The following is a 16,280-nucleotide window of genomic DNA, read 5'->3' as shown; positions in this document are numbered from 1 at the left end:
GGATTCGATTACATAACCAGAACAGCCTCCTCTTTTGTTAACTTGTAGGGGAAAGACCTGGATTTGTGTGATGGAGGTATCATCGTTTTTATGATCTTCATTATTCCTCCACAGCATTTGCACGTAAGCTTTGGACGCTCTCTGAACCAGGCTGACGACTTATTCGGGTTGATACCGGTAAGGTACTGAAGCAATGCAATCAAGCGTTTGCTATTAGGGTGGAGGAAACCAAAGTTCCGTGTTCGCCTGAAACCTTTGGGTAGAACATGCTGGAGAATCAACCTGAGAAACTGCGGGCCGGGAAGTGTTCTTGTGAGCATTTTTTTGCTCTTACTATCCTGGTAACGAAAGGTCACCTGACCATCTTTGCACGTAATAATATCTTTCTCTTGAATGACCCCTTTGTAGAGATAACGACCAAGATAGACCAGTGCCTTTTCACCGTTGCCGACAAATTTGCAATCGACGACCCATGTTTTGGGATAATTAACTGGAAGCGTAAGAGCCGCTTTGTTCACGGCATCGAGCATTTTTGCTCGAAACACTTTAGCCAGCGCTTTGTGATTGAAAAGGTACCGCGTCTTTCCTTCGCTTTTTTTGAAGCTCCAAAGCTTTTTCTTCTGATTGATGGCCCCGGCTGGCATTACCAGATGGATATGCGGGTGGTAATCGAGAGAGCGAGAGTGGGTGTGCAAAACAGTGATGGCTCCAGCGTTTCCTTGTAATACGCTGTCATTTTGGACAAAGGTTTTTACGGTTTCCCAACAACACTGTATCATTATCGAGTAAAGCAAGCGTTGATGCTGCCATGCTAATGATCGAAGCTCTTTGGGTATAGTAAAGGTGAGCATAAAATAGTCAGCAGGCACTTCTTTTTTCAGTTGACGCTCCAACCACTGCTGACACTCATGACTCTGACAATGAGGACAATTGCGGTTACCGCAGGAGTGCGGTACAAAAACCTGTTTTTCACAGTCATTACATTGGACCAGCATGACGCGGCTTTGCGTAGTGCGACAATCCTTCATGGCTGCCAGGGCTTTGAATTGACTTGGCAGGATCGAACCATGATAAAGAGTGATAAAGTCAGCAATGAAGGTCTCAATTATAGAGGAGAGAGATATCATATAACATTCCCCCATTCTATGGAAAAACCATTCATCAAATCATTAATTAATTGCAAGGCATTACGATTTGTATGAGAGGTCAGGTGGGTATATTTGGCAGTGGTTAAAATACTGTGGTGGCCGAGGATTTTTTGTACTTCAAGCAGATCAACACCCGCCTCAATCAGATGGGTTGCGTAGCTGTGTCGCAGACTGTGTGGTGTAATTTTTTTTTAATTCCACACTCCCGGGCTACCTTACGCAGAGTGGCCTGAACGCCATTTCTATTCAGAGGTGTTTTTGCCAGGTGGGCTGATTTCAAGCCACCATGACGGCCTGGAAATAGAAAGACAGGATTGCGATGAACAAGCCAAAAACGGCGTAAGAGATTCAGGGTTACCTTTGGCAGGGGTACGAAACGGTCTTTATTGCCTTTGCTATCGCGGATATGCACCCGCATTCGCTGAGAATTGACATCGCTAACCTCAAGACGTAGTCCTTCACCCAGGCGGAGACCAAGACTGTAAAGAACAAAGTAGAAGGCCCGGTAACTGAGTTTTCTCGTCACCTGGAAAAGTTGGTGGGCTTCATTAATGGTGACAATATCGGGCAAACGTTGCGTTTTGGGTGGTTTAATAAGATTTACTTGCTCCCAACGCTTATGAAGCACATGAGTGTAGAAAAACTTTAGTCCGTAGAGGTCTAATTTGACTGCGCTCCATGAATGGGTATTGAGGAGATTGGAAAAATAGTCAAGTAGTTGCTGTTCAGATAGATCGTGTATCTGATTGTCAAAATAATCACCGATCCGTCGGATGGCACGTGAATAAGCCTCGATTGTTTTTGGCCGGAGTCCTTTCAAGCGTAGGTGCTTTAGATGCGTTTGGTAATTTTTGTTGAAATCGGATTGAGATAATGTTTTCATAGACCTGTAACCTCCTATTTGTTAATAGATTCACCCTCCCGTTGAGGGTGTGAGGTTACATTATATAATAAATTTCCGATTTTGTTCTCCGCGATAGCGGCTTCGTCCAACAATCGTTCTCTGACTCGAAAACAAGCTTTCTTCTTCTTTTAACCCCAACAAAATACCCTCAAGCGTATCCGGCTCTGACACATTGCCTTTCCACACTTTGCTCTGCTTAGGAAATCCCTCTTCATCTATTGTAAGCGATAGTGTAACCATTGGACAATCATTGCGCTTCTCTTTTGATTTGCCATACCCAGCTACTTTACTACCTCTCTTGCTCCCTTCAAAATAGGTATTCGTTAAATCATATAAAATTACTGTCTCTTTTAGAGAAAATATCTCCTTCGCACGATTCGACAACTCTCGTTCTATTGCTACATGATTCTCCCACAACAAAACCGCCACACGATGTAGTGCAGTATCATACACTTTCACCTGTGAACCTGATAACTCTCCCGCTGCGCTTGTCTCACAAAGCCATCGCACTGTCTCTCGCTCACTACCAGGATGAATCATTCTTCCTACTATTAACATCCTGGCATAAACAATTTGCTTCTCAGTAAAATTAAGGTCTTTTAATATCTTATCAAGTCCGTATTCATCCATTTGGCTTACCGCCACGTGCTCCGCCCCTATAGTTTTGGCATCATTCGTTATGAGAGAATTTATATCTACTTGCTCATATTGAGTGTTTTCTTTTACTGCAACGTCTTTACGATCTACTACATCTTCTTGAGCCCTGGCCAATCGCTCCTCTCTTATCTGGTTAGCATAATGTCTCGCTTTCGCTTCCACCTCAGGGTCTTGAGGCAATAAACGTCTTTGATTGGTTAACAATTCTTCAATACAATTGGCAAGCTCTTTCCATTTGTCTTCAGGTAGGTGAAGCTGACCAAGATTTAAAACTATTCGCTGTCTCGGGCCTGCTGTGGTGCGTACTGATTCTATAAGCTGATGTTGTATATATCTCTTTTTGCCCTTGGCCTTTTTTGTCTTTTCGCGGATAAACATAATGATACTGATTATACCGCAATGAGACGCCTATGGCAAGCAGAAAAACATATGTTCAGGCACTACGCACAATACGTGACAAACAAACAAAGAGCTTACGACAGATTTCTATTGTTTTTTGCTTGATTTTGCCCTTTTTTGAGAATAATTTGTCGAACTTCGGGTAAGCGATGTCGGCCAACCTGAAATCACACGGGTCATGGTTGTCGAGCGTGTGCCAGAAACAGCGCAACAGACGATTGGCAGACAGGGTGGTCGCATGAACGTGGCGCAGATGATGGCTTACGAAGGGGCGTTACGCGATCTCAACCGGCAGGGGCTAGTCTGGCTCGATAACAAGTGGGATAACTTCGGTTTCGTCCCTATGAATGACGGCAGCGGCCGGGTACAGGTTGTAGTGATGGACCCCGGAGGCATCGTGCCCATCCGTCCCAGTGCGGGACTTGCAGACGGGCTATCGGACGCCGATATCGCCCGTCAGGTCCAGTTGTTGGTCAACGGCGAATTCGAAATGCAAATACCCTCTATGGCAAGAGTGCAACCCAGGGTATTTACGGACAGCATTGCGCCATGATGTAATCATGAGTGATTATGGTGACATGTTCCACTATGAGGCACTGGGGATATCCCGCACACAACTGAAGTTTCTCCCCAGGGCTGGTGAAGACTTCAACCCCAGGTTCGATGAGAACTTCGACTACATCGGTGCGTTGTTTGAGGCTGCTGAGTGAAAACGCGTTAGGCCTATTGGTAAAAGGCATGCTGAGCGGGACTAATCGGTGGACACCATACCTATTTAATTAACATATGTAATTAGCAAATACAGAGTCTTTAATCTTGAAAGGACAAGGGATCAAAGGTATATCGACCAGCCGAGTCTTAGAGAGTGATGTCTTATCTCAGCAGTTGTTCGTAAGTGAATTTAAAAAATACTCATTGCCTCAAGGGGATTTGTGATCACATATTCTTGGACAGCTTTTTCTGTGCATGTATAGAAATTATTTTTCGGCGACTGATAGAGAAAAAATTATCAATAAAATTCCTGATATGCGATTAGATGAGGATATAACAAGAAGTTGGAAAATTGTGTATACGGGTGGAGTTTTTGTGGATACCTTAACCTCCTGACATGATTACGTCTGATTTTAATTCTTTGTCGGTGTTTCTTTTGAAAAGAGCTTTCATTCCGCTAGAGGTTTTGGTGGATAACCTGGAGCCAGCACCCTCATACACAATAATACCTTCAACATCCGGAAGTTTTTCTATAAGAGCCATTCCCTTCTCCTGTCCCATAACAAAGACCCCTGTAGAGAGCGCGTCTGCCCTGGTCGCGCTCTCTGCTACTATTGTTACACTCACGACACCTTTAACGGGGTTACCGGTCCTGGGATCGATTATGTGTGAGTAGCGTTTTCCGTCAATGGTAAAGAATTTTTCGTAGTCACCGGAGGTGGAGACAGCTTTATCTTTAATATCAAATGTACCGAGGAGCCCCTCACTCTCGCGTGGATGCTGCAGCCCTATCACCCATGACGTTCTTTCAGGCGGAGTACCAAATGTATAAATATTTCCCGCAAAGTTTATAAGCGCGGAATTTATTCCGTTCTGTTTTAAAACAAGGGTTACTCTGTCAACCGCATAACCCTTTCCAATCCCTCCCAGATCAATCTGCGTACCAGGATTCTTAAAGGATACCGTCTTTTCTGTTACCGGATTCTCCGCGAGTGATTTTTTGGCTTTTGCTTCAATAATAATATTTTTGTAGGAAACCGAGCCCAATACCGATTCCAACTCTTCTTTACCGGGAATTCTCCCCTGCTTCTTAAAAAATCCCCATTTTTTCATAAGTGGACCAATAGTAATATCAAATGCGCCATCAGTGATTTCGCTATATTGTAAAGATTGTTCAATTACATCAGCAAGCTCTTTGTTACAATCGGCAGGTCCTGATGGAGCGTTTTTATTTAGTTCCGACAACACACTTGTCTTCTTATAATTACTCATCAGGTAATCAAGCCTGTTTAACTCCTGAAAAACCTCATTGAACGTTTTTTCTGCCACATATTTATCAGGAGCATAGATAGTGATCTCAAAGAGCGTACTCATGCTTAATGCCGCTTTTTTGAAAAGTTTTAATGTCTGTTTCTCTCCTGTGCCGTCTTCATAGCCATACCTTATCTTTTCCAGAGAGGCAATTTTATCTCTCTTTTTACCGCTTAAATAGAACTCATCAACCACCGCCAGTATCTTCTTCACACCCTTACACATGGTGACAACAGACATGGTTGCACCTGAGATATTAATGATATCTTTATTAATACGTATTTTGTTCTTAAGAGACTTACCCTTAAACTGGTAAAGAAATCTCTTCTTTGCAATCTCAGAACCCCTGCTTTCGCGATAAACAAGTATCGCAATCTTATTAATCTTACCCTTAAGATCTACTGAGACGATGAAAGTATAAGGGTGAAATTTGCCAATCTCTTCGGTGATTATTGCATATCCCGTTACTTCCCCCGACTTCATACCCATATAGACAACAAAGAACTCCTCATAGATTTTCCTCCTCAGCCTGTTTTGAAGCTGGGTCTTTTCCTCTTTCGTTAGAGGCACGACATTGAAGAGGATCTCATCACAATGCGGAAACACCTCCTGCAATGCCTGTTCTTCCGTCAAATAAACTTGAGATATATAGTTATCTGTTGGTGTTTCATCATAACCGGCCTGCGCGTAATCGGTCGTTACAATCCCATATGTAAATACCAGTATTAATATTAGTATTGAATAAATATACTTTTTTTCCATTTTCATAAATTTCTCAGCTTTCATTCGATGTGCCAACATGACCGTCCTCTCGAAAGAGAGGACAGCCCTTAGCTTTCCATCAGAAGTTCTTCAATTCTCCTTAATACCTCTTCTTCTATCTCACCCGTAGATTTCATTCTCTGCCATCTGTATGCAGCACTGCCCCCTCTGGGTTTTTGTTGGAGTTGACACCTTACCTCTACAGAACTTGTTATTATATTACCAGAAATAGTAATTGTCAGTCGATACCTTTCTTTCCAATAGTCATTTAAAAATCGATCCGTCACTACACTCCTGGCTTTTCTTGTTTGTGAAAAACCCTCTGCCCAACCGGTTTTAATGAAACCTTTTTCCTTATTTATTTTGTCCAATGGCATATTTCCAAGCGCCTTTATAACTGTCGCCCAAACATGCTCAAAATCATCATTAAAAGCCTTTGAAAATTTTGAAGATTGTGATCCTGAAGAACGTCCATCATATGCATGAGAGGGAGAAGTGCTATCAAAAAGAGAACATCCTGTTAGAAATAACAGTGAAATGACCAAAAATATTTTTGTAGTAGACATAAAAAAATTGCAATTGAGACTCAGAGTCTAATAGGTAATAATAGCAAAGAGTAGATATTCTTGTCAAGCAATTACCGGGAATTAATAAGTGTAGTTAAGGATTGGAAGGCTATTAAAAAAGAAATGGGTGCACTGTGAAAGGAGAAGGAGAAAATGTCAGTGCACCCATTTTTTATTGTATTTATAAAATCATCAAACGTTATTACACTATTAAACAAGCAAAATACCCAATTGGTTCCTTTTAATTTAATTTTAATTTATTACACAACCTAATTCAAAATATTCAATGCTCATTCACATTAATTATTGATCAGGCAAGATGGTAGTTTCTTGTATATCGATGACCAGGATCGTTTTGCAAAGACAATGGGAATGTTACATTCTTTTGCCTGTTTCTTGGTTACACTCGTTAGATTGTGGTTGACATAATCGTGCAATACTATAATCAAGTCCATTGTCATCGGCATGCCTCTTTTAATGACGTTTCTGTTTCTGCCGTTCATATGTCGGATATCGTCTACACCTATCTTTTTAAGTTCCTTTGGTATACTGCCAAGGTGATCTCCACCTACTATTAATACGGACATGTTGTTTTCCTCCTGAATAAAAAGGTGAGAAAGAGTTGTATTGTAAATAAACTGATATTAACTAAAGCCGGCGCATAATAACGGACTCATTATTTTCTGTCGGCATACTGTCGTGCCCATGCTGAGAACAAATAAGCTCTATACGCTTGTTAATCAGACGAACCCTATGGTGAACGCCTGCCTCAGCCTGTTTCATGAAGGAGAGTTCACGCATTGATCTCATAAACCCGTATGGAAAGCGGGTGTTAAAGGTTGCATGGCTTATCCTGGAAAAAAAATTGTCCTTCTCAAGCTCTATAGCACTCTTAATACAAACCAACCCTTTTTGTAATAATATCTGTCCTTTCAAACCGTATGTTATCATCCCTGAAGCAGCAAGCGCATTTGGAGATTGAGGATATCTTTCTGTTAGATTTTCAAAGAAATTGATTGCCCGGTTTGCTTCCTGATATTGATTTATCAGAAGGATATAGCGTTTATAAATATCACCAAAGGCCTCATCGTCTACTTTTCTTTCCATGCTTTTCTCAAGTATCGTAAGATCTCCACTTAAATGTTTGTCTTTAGAAGTGTTTGTCCTTTTAGTATTGGCATTATTCACAATTGGATAATGTGGTTTGATAATTTCGCTGTCATACATAATATTGACGATAGACTTCGTATTCGAATAATTAATTTTCTTAAAAATATGTCTTTCTGTTTTTTGCAGTTTTTTGTTCACCTGTTCAATTATGTCATAGTGGCCATGCTCTCCATAGACCCTGATAAGATTCGAATAGACATCAAGAAGGTTTGAAGTATTCTCCTTTTCCGTCTCTAAAAGGGTATTAAATTCATCTATTGAAACCGTAAATTTTCCAGGAAGACAGGAAAGATAGATTGCGCGACAAAGTCTTGGAAAAAACGCTTCTTTATCAATCAAGATTGCCTCATCAATTTTTTTGAGACCATGTCTCAGGACATTTTCAGCCCACCAACCATAGGTGACGATTCCTTTTGCTGTAATGGCATGAGGAGATTTCGGGTTTTCTTCGGCAAGCGTAAGGAAAAAACCCTTTGCTTTTTTATGCTCATTGAGGTCCATACAGCCGGTTAAGTATTTTGAAAACATAACAGGAAATGAAATATCATCAACTCCTGATTTCATCTCTTTCTCCAGTTCACGTAACGATTCATATGCATTTGCAGAACCTTTTTTCGTTCGTTTGTCTGAAAAGAGACTAACACTGTTTTCCTCATTGTCCATTTTTCTCAAAACCGGTACATCTGCATTGGACACAGATATACAAACAAATGAAAAGAAAAACAAAATAGTTACAAATATTTTTAATGACATATACTCTTTCTCCTTATTCAGAAATTTACAGGAACATTTAAAAAACTTTATTTATACACACCTTATCTTCCAGGCAGTATTTGACCAATTCACAAAGGTCATAATCATCAATTGTCTTTGAAATCACCGCATTTACCCCCAGAAGTTCTGTATCATCCGGTTCAACCGGTAAATAGTCAGAACTCATTAATATAACAGGAACCGTAGTAATACTATTTATCCTTCTTATTACTTCAATTCCGTTGATTTCAGGCATATTGAGGTCTGTTATTACAAGGTCAAAGTTTTTCCTCATAAATAGTATCATGCCTATTGCGCCATTATTTGCGGTAGTTACACGATAGCCTTCATCCAATAGTAGCTGTTTAAAAGTGCCAAGAATCTTTTCGTTATCATCTATGATCAATATATTTTTCATCTTATATTTTCCTTTCAAATCAATCTATGCAAATAAGACTCAGTCTCAATGGCATAATAAAAAAATTTTATTTCTTAAGTATATACTTCAAGATGGTTCTTTTCCTTCTGTTTCTGATACATGGTTTAAACTGATGTAATCGTTCACGATTTATAACTGAGGCCGATGCGTTATACGGGGAGGTGTATAACGCATCTTATCAGCCTCTGTTTGTTGCTCAAACATAATGGAGCATTTAATACCTCAGTTCATGATTGTGAAATTATGTAACATTCAAATTAAAAATATGTAGCAACAGAAAAGACTAAGCTATTATTGCTTGTTTCGCTTCTTGTACGGTCATTCTCCCAGTTAAACTGGTATTCAGCCTTGAAAACAGTATCTTCAGTATACCTGAAGTTAAATCCAGGTGTCAGGCGAGTCTGCCTTCTATCGGCCGAACCGGGAGTTGGATTATTAATATCAAGATGTCCTATTCTGCAGACCGCTGTAAAGGTGGAGTTCTCTGTAAAAAAAGTTGGTGCATGATCCTTCAGGAATTGCGGCATAAAATGATATCTTGGCTCCGCATAGAACCCCCACATGTCACCATTATATACATTGCTGTTGTCCCTTCCATCAAAGTGCTTACCATCCCTTTCTATTGAAGAGTGTGCATATTCACCAACAAATTCAAATGCACCTCGCTGATAGGTCCAGTCAACCGCCTTAATTGTCATCCTGTTGCTAGCATGCTCATCTATATATCCTGTGTGTGCAGAAAGACCAACTTCCAACCCAAGAAAAGGGCTATATGCAAGACGACCAAGTAGAGCAAAATTTCTGTTGTTGTTAGACTGATTGTTTCCCCTTCCATTTCTTATAAAACTGATTCCTGAACCGGTAAAAGTACCATCTTCTTCCATGGAAAAACCATTTACCGCATAGATTTCATAATCAAGTTTTGAAAGTTCCGTAGGATAAAATGTACCAAAGAAACCCATCCCGGATTCAGCGAGGGTTGTCGGTATGATCCTGGTACTTACCATTGGCCTGTCTGTCAAATCCTGTAATGGAGAATCGTGAACAAGGTTATACTTACCAAGAGGACTCAAGATAATACCACCACGGTAATTCAGCCAATCGGTCATGAGAAAATCAATTGTAGCAAATTCGACTTTTATATCACCCTTGGCTTCCGTCCTATCTTGTGCACCACCGGGTGACTGAGGGCCACCGTGTTCTATTTCTATTTCAGTCGCAAACTTAACTCTATCAGACACATCAGAGTAGATAAACGGGATAAGCCTGTGCTGGTCAAATGTGTGCCCACCATTTTCATCAAATTCAAGCTCATGGTCCATATATCCACCGATATAAGTATTTCTTCCAAACCTGCGCAAGAATGGCTTACCGTATTGTTTACCAAATGCTGGTGCAAGTCCTTTGTCCTCGAGTTCCTGGGCTTTTTGTGCCCAATAAAAGTCATTGGCCGGTGCTTCAGGTGCAGAAATCTTTTTTATCTCTTCTTTCATAGCCTGAAGTTCATCAGTTGCTTCTGCCTGTTGCTTAAGCTGACCCTTTAACTCCATAAGCATCTTCTCCATCTTGTCTACTTTCCTTTTAAGTTCTGCATCTGTACCCTGTCCATAGACACCTGGACAAACGGTACTGATAAACAGGACCGCAAGACAGAGAAACATGATTGTACACTTCTTCATAAAATACTCCTTTCAAAGCACTTAAAATAATTGCGAGACCAATTGAGTCTCATTCTCAGTTACTAGTAAAAAAATATAGTTTTTTCTGTTCGTGTTTGTACAAGACAAGCCATATCTTTGATTGAGACTCAAGTTCAGCAATAGCTCAAAAAAAATTAATTTGTTCGTTCTTTTCAATACCAAATTTACCAAATTAATACTACTGGCTAAAACCTTCTTACTGTTGAGACTGAGTCGCAATCTAGAACATTCTATCCATTTATTCCGGGATGTCAACCGTTTTTTTAAATTTTTTATAAGAATAATTTTTTTCTCTTAAATCAGATTTTTAAGCATCCCTACTTTTGTCGTATTTACATTCTTCGAGCAATCAGAATACTCGCTTATTATAGATTCCCGCTCAGCTTATTTCTGGGCTCTCACTGATGGATCTGTTCAAATGGAGAAGCGTGCGGGAATTACAATTTTGAGGCATTAATTTAAATACACAAAGAGCAAAAGAACGGCGCAGAGGGTTTTTATCTTTGACGGAAGGGTTACTGCTATTATACTTTTATCATATCAGTTTTACGGGAATCAAAAATAAGAGATTAAATAATGCTATTACAATCTATCTTTTTTATTATTGGACTTTCAGGTGTGTACTTTGGAGCCGAATGGTTGGTCAAGGGGTCATCAAATTTATCGCGTGACCTTGGAGTAAGACCAATAGTAATAGGCTTAACCGTTGTCGCCTTTGGCACCTCCAGCCCTGAACTAGCCGTCAGTTTAACTGCATCTATTAAAGGTTCAAACGATATTGCTATCGGAAATATAATCGGAAGCAACATCGCCAATATCGGACTTATTCTTGGCATTGCCGCAATTGCCTTCCCCTTAAAGGTAGAAAAAGTCATAATGAAACGTGAACTGCCATTGATGATTGCAATATCAGTAGCTCTTTATTTAATGGCAATAGATAAAAAGATTGGACTTATAGACGGGTTATTCCTTTTTACAGGAATAATATTTTTTATAGGTTATCAAATTTATAATACGCTGAATTTTAAGAAAATTTCTAAAAATGTAACAGGTAAAACGGATAATGTTCCTATTCTAACTTCAACGGTAAACTCTTCCTGTCATAAAGTAGATTCTAGTGGTCATGATAATCAAACAAAGGTAAAAGAGAGTACCGCAGAGAAGAATCATTCAAAGAAGAAGCTATTATTTTATATAGTTTATATTGTGATTGGATTAGTCTGCCTCCTGGTCGGCGCGCATATATTAGTTAAGTCCGCAATTTTTTTAGCCAGCAGCTTCGGAATAAGTGAAATGGTTATCGGAATGACGGTAGTAGCTTTTGGTACATCCGTACCGGAAATGGCAACATCCGTTGTAAGCGCCTTGAGAAAAGAGGCAGATATTTGTGTGGGAAACGTGGTCGGAAGTAATATATTCAATATATTGATGGTTCTTGGGTCTGTTTCATTGATAAGACCGGTTAATGTAACGAAAGATATCCTTTATTTTGAGTTCCCCGCCATGCTCCTCTTCTCGTTTGCGTTAATACCAATGATAATGGCAAGAGGCAACCTGAAGGTTAACAGGTTTGAAGGGGTTATACTGGTTTTGGGATACTTTGCGTTTATTTTTTTACTTTTCAGATAAATAACTGGCCCACGAACAGAGTATTGATGGATTCAAAAATTCTTTATAAAGAAGAAAGTTATGCAATTATTGGTGCATGTTTTAATGTGTATCAGCGTCATCCGGTTAGGTTTTTGCATATACCGCTTTTGTCATACCCGAATTCCTTTATCGGGTATCTATGTGACTCGTTCAATCTGGATTCCCGCTTAAAGCATGCGGGAATGACAGTTTTGGAGCATTAATTTGGAATATGCAAAAACCTAACCGGATGACGCTGAATGTGTATAAGATCATGGAAATGGTTTTTTGGAAGCGGTTTATCAGGAATATTTAGAAATATGGGTCTACTGGTGAATTTTGGACATCACCCAAAACTTGAGTATGAGCGTCTTGTTCTGTAAGTTTGTTAGAAAAACAATTTCGTGTTTTTTTCGTGTATTTCGTGGGCATTAATAATGACAATAATTACTTTATCTATACTTTCACTACCATTAACGGCAGCATGCTACTTTTATTCGAAGATTAAGCTCTCTATTTTCTTTGCCTTAATATTTTTTATTTCGAATATAATATTTGCACATAGCCTTCTTTATGGAAATTATACAATTTTCTTTTACCTGCTTATGATACCGTGTGTTGTGCTTCCCGTTTCATGTCTCGTAATGTTTGCCTTAGATGTAAAGTATGGAATATTCTGTATCGACACCTCTTTTTCATCAATAATAGCATGGGTATTTTCTCCAATTTTACTTCCCATAAATTTAATTATTTTATACCTTGGAAACTACTAAAAAAATATTTATAAGCGCCGGTGAAACATCCGGTGATATGCACGGTTCAAACCTGATACGTGAAACACACAAGAAAGATACGTCAATCAGGTTCTATGGTTTAGGGAGGGATAAAATGGTTGAGGCGGGCATGCAGTGTATCCACGACATGAGTTCCCGTTCCGTCATGTGGCTTCAGTCTCTAAAAAAGATTCCTGAATTAAGAAATATATTTAAAGATTGCACTCGGTTTTTTGATGAAGAGAGGCCAAAGCTGGTCATCCTGATTGATTACGTAGGTTTTAATCTCAACCTGGCGAAAGCTGCGAAGAAAAGGAATATACCGGTTATGTATTACATAAGCCCCCAGCTCTGGGCCCATGGACCATGGAGAATCAAAAAAATCAAAAAATTTGTAGACAGGATGGTGGTCATTTACCCTTTTGAGGAGACATTTTATACGAATGGAGGTGTTTCCGTGAAATATGTTGGGCATCCACTTTTTGATGAACTTAACACGAGGGGTATAGACCAAGTTCTCGTAAAAAAAATGAAAGCCGGAGAAGGCGAAACAGTTGTTTCTTTATTGCCCGGTAGCCGCAAACAGGAAATAAGGAGATTGCTGCCTATTCTGCTGGAGACAGCAAATATCATTCATGAAAAAATCCCATCAGCAAAATTCCTTATATCATGCAGCAACACGAGAAATTCAGAATTGATACAAGACATTATGAAGAGTTATGCCTCTGCAATAAATCAAAGGTTATCGATAGAAATAGTTAAAGAAAAGATTTCTGAAGTGATCAAGGCATCTTCGCTCTGTATCGCAAGTTCGGGGACGGTTGTCCTGGAAATAGCGAACTATCATGTACCCATGGTAATTTTCTACCGCACCTCCCCGTTTTGCTACTTTATCGCCAAGCCGCATATGAAAACACCTTATATTTGCCTGGTCAACGCGATTGCGGGAAAAACGGTTGTCCCAGAAAAATACATGTACAGGGATGACTATAAATGGCTGGCTTCACACGCAACTGAACTGTTATTAAATCAAGAAAAAAGAGAGGCGTGTATTGCCGGACTTAAAGAGATAACATCTTTAATCGGATCTCCCGGCGCATCGGAAAAGGCTGCTGATGAAGTATTGGGTATGATATAAGCCAAATCTTTGGTGAGTTTCATATGGCAATGGCCGTCCCAAATACGAGGTGAGCGGTGACAATGAGGGTAACTTCACTAAACAGACTCCCTCCCTCCATAAGAATCATCAACCTCTTTGGAGCTCGTACCTGTTTCAGGAGAACACCAACCTCGATATGATCAATAATACTAAGGATTGGCATGTTGGTTTTGGTTACTATTTAGATCTATTTTCCCTAAAAAGCGGACCTGATCGGTGAATCCAGTCCCTGCTCAACCATCCATTCAGGAAGTTCAGGTTTTCTGGTTTTAGCCTTTCTGATAAATGGACTCCATAATAATCTGAGAATATCTGAAAACGTCATATACCGGCCAAACTTGCGAAGAAGCCTGAATGTAGCAATGGGACGACGGAGTATCAGGTAACCAAACAACTGCTTATATCCCTTTATCCTTGCCTGCTGAATCACTTCACTCGGAAGAATTGTTGGATCGATGTCTGAACACTTGAACCACTTATGCCAGTCGCGTTCATCATCAATAATACCCCTTTCCACATATTCCTGCCATAACGGAGTTCCGCGGTAGGCGCATAACCGGCTAAAGCTAAATGTGTCGAGTCTAAGCCGGACGGCAAATCGAAAACTCTCCAGAATATCTTCAAAGGTTTCATCCGGCGAGCCGACCAGAAAAAAGCCGTGTGTCGTTTCAACTCCGTCTTTTTTGGCTTGTTTTACGGCATATTCTATCTGTTCAAGGGTTTGGTTCTTTTTCAGGCGGTCGAGTACTTTCTTTGTTCCTGCTTCCACACCAAAGGCAAGAAAAGTACAGTTAGCCTTTACCATCAATGGGAGTTCCTCTACAGCCACCGAATCAACTCTACCCTCACATCCCCAATGAAATCCCAGCTTTTTGTCTATGATACCGTTGCAAATGGTCTCTATGCGTTTACGCTGCATCAGGAAATGATCGTCGGTCAGGTAGATTGATCTGTAGCCTTCATCATGCAACTGTTGCATTTCACCCAGGACATGCTCCGGTGAGCGGTTCCGCCACTTACCACGTGCGAGGGATGGAATGTCGCAATAAATACATTTGAAAGGACAGCCGCGTGTGGTTTGCATGGTGCAAAAACGATCGAGAGAAAGAACTGCCGGTGTATCCATTGGCATCGATTCGATGTATTCAATGGGTAAACTTTTTCGGTCAGGATAAGGAAACTGGTTAAGGTCACTGATCAGGGGGCGATCAGGGTTATGAACCACTTCACCATTGGATCGCCAGGTAAGACCACTTACTATTTTCAGATTGTCTAGGTTGTCGAGGTACTCAGGAATCAACTCTTCACCTTCCCCTCTGCCAACGCAATCGATGTATGGTGTGTCTTTCAGTATCTTAACAGCATTTACCGTTGCAAAAGCCCCTCCGATAATAATGGGTGTTTTTGGCGCCGTCTTCTTTAGCCTTTGCGCCATACTCTTTACAAGGAGATAACAAGTAGTTGAAAGAAATGAAAGGGCAATTACATCAGGTTTTTCATCTTTCACGGCCTGCTCTATATGCTCTTCTTTCATCTGTGGATGACAGGTATCGAACATGGTTACCTTGTGTCCGTAATTGCGAATTATCGGAGCCAGTGTCTGAATGCCAAGTGGCGGGAAAGCCATCACCTCAATAAGGTCGCTATTCCCCAATCTCCTGAGTTTTTCAGGAAGAATATTGTAATAGTCCTCGTCTCGGATGTATATGAGGTAAATTTTCATAGACTAATCTTTTGATCTAAAGATGATAAAAGTAGGCAAAAAGCAAAAACGTCTGCTACTTCTAAGTTTAGCAAGCAGAAGCCTCTCGCAAATTTCCAATGTCTAATGTAGCTCTACTCCACATAGCCTGACCCTTCCTACTTCTCTTCATTAACTATCAAACAAGTATGCCCTTATAAATCAATTAGTCAAGAAGATTACAGTTTGTATTTCCCCTATTGTCTGTCAAACCACACATGAGCACACCTTACATCTGTCCGGTCAATGCAATGGCAGAAAAAACAATTGTCCCGGAGAAACTCATGTATAAGGATGACTATAAATGGCTGGCTTCACATGCAACCAAGCTCCTTTTAAATGAAGAAAAGAGAGAGGCGTGCATTGCCGGACTTAAAGAGATAACATCTTTAATCGGATCTCCCGGTGCATCTGCAAAGGCGGCTGATGAAGCGTTGGGCATGATATAAATGAATTTT

Annotated in this window: 15 protein-coding genes and 2 pseudogenes; 5 read left to right on the top strand and 12 right to left on the bottom strand. The window is 40.3% G+C overall.

Annotated features, from left to right (window positions below):
* Window positions 1-8: 8 nt before the first annotated feature.
* From SCALIN_RS14080 to SCALIN_RS14065, 3 genes and pseudogenes are all read right to left on the bottom strand, one after another.
* On the bottom strand, window positions 9-1,127 hold the full coding sequence (locus tag SCALIN_RS14080) for an IS91 family transposase (RefSeq protein WP_096892569.1): 1,119 nt from the start codon (window positions 1,125-1,127) through the stop codon (window positions 9-11).
* A pseudogene (locus SCALIN_RS14070) lies at window positions 1,124-2,031 on the bottom strand (tyrosine-type recombinase/integrase). The gene SCALIN_RS14080 and the pseudogene SCALIN_RS14070 overlap by 4 nt, the downstream one beginning before the upstream one ends.
* Before the next feature lie 78 nt (window positions 2,032-2,109).
* Window positions 2,110-3,087: pseudogene (locus SCALIN_RS14065) on the bottom strand (IS1634 family transposase); the annotation flags it as partial.
* A gap of 199 nt (window positions 3,088-3,286) precedes the next feature.
* Here SCALIN_RS14065 and SCALIN_RS14060 point away from each other — a divergent pair.
* Together SCALIN_RS14060 and SCALIN_RS22310 are read left to right on the top strand one after the other, a co-directional pair.
* Entirely contained in the window at window positions 3,287-3,661 is a 375-nt protein-coding gene (locus SCALIN_RS14060; RefSeq protein ID WP_096895097.1) for a hypothetical protein, read from the top strand.
* Between the two features lie 7 nt (window positions 3,662-3,668).
* Window positions 3,669-3,818, top strand: coding sequence for a hypothetical protein (locus SCALIN_RS22310; protein ID WP_162532328.1), 150 nt, complete (start codon window positions 3,669-3,671; stop codon window positions 3,816-3,818).
* Between the two features lie 385 nt (window positions 3,819-4,203).
* On the opposite strand, the gene SCALIN_RS14055 is transcribed toward SCALIN_RS22310, so the two are convergent.
* The 6 genes from SCALIN_RS14055 to SCALIN_RS14030 form a co-directional block, all read right to left on the bottom strand.
* Entirely contained in the window at window positions 4,204-5,898 is a 1,695-nt protein-coding gene (locus SCALIN_RS14055) for an FAD:protein FMN transferase (protein WP_162532327.1), read from the bottom strand.
* A gap of 62 nt (window positions 5,899-5,960) precedes the next feature.
* On the bottom strand, window positions 5,961-6,458 hold the full coding sequence (locus tag SCALIN_RS14050) for a hypothetical protein (RefSeq protein WP_096895095.1): 498 nt from the start codon (window positions 6,456-6,458) through the stop codon (window positions 5,961-5,963).
* A 299-nt stretch (window positions 6,459-6,757) separates the two neighbouring features.
* Window positions 6,758-7,045, bottom strand: a complete 288-nt coding sequence (locus SCALIN_RS14045) for a DUF2325 domain-containing protein (protein WP_096895094.1) — start codon at window positions 7,043-7,045, stop codon at window positions 6,758-6,760.
* 61 nt (window positions 7,046-7,106) lie between these two features.
* On the bottom strand, window positions 7,107-8,381 hold the full coding sequence (locus tag SCALIN_RS14040) for a hypothetical protein (protein WP_096895093.1): 1,275 nt from the start codon (window positions 8,379-8,381) through the stop codon (window positions 7,107-7,109).
* Between the two features lie 37 nt (window positions 8,382-8,418).
* Entirely contained in the window at window positions 8,419-8,799 is a 381-nt protein-coding gene (locus tag SCALIN_RS14035; RefSeq protein ID WP_096895092.1) for a response regulator, read from the bottom strand.
* A gap of 278 nt (window positions 8,800-9,077) precedes the next feature.
* Window positions 9,078-10,499, bottom strand: coding sequence for a hypothetical protein (locus SCALIN_RS14030; RefSeq protein ID WP_096895091.1), 1,422 nt, complete (start codon window positions 10,497-10,499; stop codon window positions 9,078-9,080).
* Window positions 10,500-11,096: 597 nt separating this feature from the next.
* Here SCALIN_RS14030 and SCALIN_RS14025 point away from each other — a divergent pair.
* The gene (locus SCALIN_RS14025; protein ID WP_096895090.1) at window positions 11,097-12,149 is read left to right on the top strand and encodes a calcium/sodium antiporter; all 1,053 of its coding nucleotides are present in this window, start codon (window positions 11,097-11,099) and stop codon (window positions 12,147-12,149) included.
* A 595-nt stretch (window positions 12,150-12,744) separates the two neighbouring features.
* On the opposite strand, the gene SCALIN_RS22305 is transcribed toward SCALIN_RS14025, so the two are convergent.
* Window positions 12,745-12,888: a hypothetical protein gene (locus tag SCALIN_RS22305; protein ID WP_162532326.1), complete on the bottom strand. Its 144-nt coding sequence runs from the start codon at window positions 12,886-12,888 to the stop codon at window positions 12,745-12,747.
* A 20-nt stretch (window positions 12,889-12,908) separates the two neighbouring features.
* On the opposite strand from SCALIN_RS22305, the gene lpxB reads away from it, so the two are divergent.
* Window positions 12,909-14,060, top strand: a complete 1,152-nt coding sequence (lpxB, locus tag SCALIN_RS14020) for a lipid-A-disaccharide synthase (protein ID WP_096895089.1) — start codon at window positions 12,909-12,911, stop codon at window positions 14,058-14,060.
* A gap of 19 nt (window positions 14,061-14,079) precedes the next feature.
* Here the strand turns inward: lpxB and SCALIN_RS22300 are convergent, their stop codons facing one another.
* Both SCALIN_RS22300 and SCALIN_RS14015 read right to left on the bottom strand, forming a co-directional pair.
* Window positions 14,080-14,244, bottom strand: a complete 165-nt coding sequence (locus SCALIN_RS22300; RefSeq protein ID WP_162532325.1) for a hypothetical protein — start codon at window positions 14,242-14,244, stop codon at window positions 14,080-14,082.
* A 33-nt stretch (window positions 14,245-14,277) separates the two neighbouring features.
* Complete coding sequence (locus tag SCALIN_RS14015) at window positions 14,278-15,804, bottom strand: B12-binding domain-containing radical SAM protein (RefSeq protein WP_096895088.1); 1,527 nt, start codon at window positions 15,802-15,804, stop codon at window positions 14,278-14,280.
* Window positions 15,805-16,073: 269 nt separating this feature from the next.
* Here SCALIN_RS14015 and SCALIN_RS14010 point away from each other — a divergent pair, with 269 nt between their 5' ends.
* Window positions 16,074-16,271, top strand: a complete 198-nt coding sequence (locus tag SCALIN_RS14010) for a hypothetical protein (protein ID WP_133111924.1) — start codon at window positions 16,074-16,076, stop codon at window positions 16,269-16,271.
* The last annotated feature ends 9 nt before the right edge of the window (window positions 16,272-16,280 follow it).

The organism is Candidatus Scalindua japonica (assembly GCF_002443295.1).
In the GTDB taxonomy this organism is placed as follows: Bacteria; Planctomycetota; Brocadiia; order Brocadiales; family Scalinduaceae; genus Scalindua; species Scalindua japonica.
This window is presented reverse-complemented; position numbering and strand designations above follow the sequence as displayed.

What these genes read in the sequence shown, in the direction of transcription:
- SCALIN_RS14040 (WP_096895093.1), bottom strand. Translation starts at nt 8,381, where the DNA reads ATGTCATTAAAAATATTTGTAACTATTTTGTTTTTCTTTTCATTTGTT.
- SCALIN_RS22300 (WP_162532325.1), bottom strand. Translation starts at nt 14,244, where the DNA reads ATGCCAATCCTTAGTATTATTGATCATATCGAGGTTGGTGTTCTCCTG.
- SCALIN_RS14055 (WP_162532327.1), bottom strand. Translation starts at nt 5,898, where the DNA reads ATGAAAATGGAAAAAAAGTATATTTATTCAATACTAATATTAATACTG.
- SCALIN_RS14035 (WP_096895092.1), bottom strand. Translation starts at nt 8,799, where the DNA reads ATGAAAAATATATTGATCATAGATGATAACGAAAAGATTCTTGGCACT.
- SCALIN_RS22310 (WP_162532328.1), top strand. Translation starts at nt 3,669, where the DNA reads ATGAGTGATTATGGTGACATGTTCCACTATGAGGCACTGGGGATATCC.
- SCALIN_RS14050 (WP_096895095.1), bottom strand. Translation starts at nt 6,458, where the DNA reads ATGTCTACTACAAAAATATTTTTGGTCATTTCACTGTTATTTCTAACA.
- SCALIN_RS14010 (WP_133111924.1), top strand. Translation starts at nt 16,074, where the DNA reads ATGGCAGAAAAAACAATTGTCCCGGAGAAACTCATGTATAAGGATGAC.
- SCALIN_RS14015 (WP_096895088.1), bottom strand. Translation starts at nt 15,804, where the DNA reads ATGAAAATTTACCTCATATACATCCGAGACGAGGACTATTACAATATT.
- SCALIN_RS14080 (WP_096892569.1), bottom strand. Translation starts at nt 1,127, where the DNA reads ATGATATCTCTCTCCTCTATAATTGAGACCTTCATTGCTGACTTTATC.
- SCALIN_RS14060 (WP_096895097.1), top strand. Translation starts at nt 3,287, where the DNA reads ATGGTTGTCGAGCGTGTGCCAGAAACAGCGCAACAGACGATTGGCAGA.
- SCALIN_RS14045 (WP_096895094.1), bottom strand. Translation starts at nt 7,045, where the DNA reads ATGTCCGTATTAATAGTAGGTGGAGATCACCTTGGCAGTATACCAAAG.
- SCALIN_RS14030 (WP_096895091.1), bottom strand. Translation starts at nt 10,499, where the DNA reads ATGAAGAAGTGTACAATCATGTTTCTCTGTCTTGCGGTCCTGTTTATC.
- SCALIN_RS22305 (WP_162532326.1), bottom strand. Translation starts at nt 12,888, where the DNA reads ATGGGAAGTAAAATTGGAGAAAATACCCATGCTATTATTGATGAAAAA.
- SCALIN_RS14025 (WP_096895090.1), top strand. Translation starts at nt 11,097, where the DNA reads ATGCTATTACAATCTATCTTTTTTATTATTGGACTTTCAGGTGTGTAC.